Here is a 305-nt window from a genome sequence, read left to right as displayed (position 1 = left end):
CGCCCGGTCAGGGTCTGGCTCAACCCCATATCGAAGCTGGCGGTGAACAGACTTTTGTTGCGGGTCATCGCCCATTCACCCAGCTTTTGCAGCGTCGCAGAGCCAATCTCGCGTTTCGGCGTATTCACGATGCGCAGGAAAGCGCTGTCGTCATCCGGGTTGGTCAGCACGCGCAAATAGGCCAGCAGATCCTTGATTTCCGGACGCGAAAAGAACGACGTACCGCCGGAGATTTTGTAGGGAATGCGGTTCTGCATCAGCATCTTTTCAAAGACGCGCGACTGGTGGTTTCCGCGATAGAGGAT

At 56.4% G+C, this 305-nt stretch carries 1 protein-coding gene; it reads right to left on the bottom strand.

The window, feature by feature from the left end; genetic code table 11:
- Positions 1–305, bottom strand: a 305-nt coding sequence (locus DIT71_RS17835) for a 3'-5' exonuclease (protein WP_319921928.1), incomplete at both ends; no start/stop codon positions are given.

The sequence above is a fragment of the Marinobacter vulgaris genome, assembly GCF_003344045.1.
Classification (GTDB): Bacteria; Pseudomonadota; Gammaproteobacteria; order Pseudomonadales; family Oleiphilaceae; genus Marinobacter; species Marinobacter vulgaris.
This window is presented reverse-complemented; position numbering and strand designations above follow the sequence as displayed.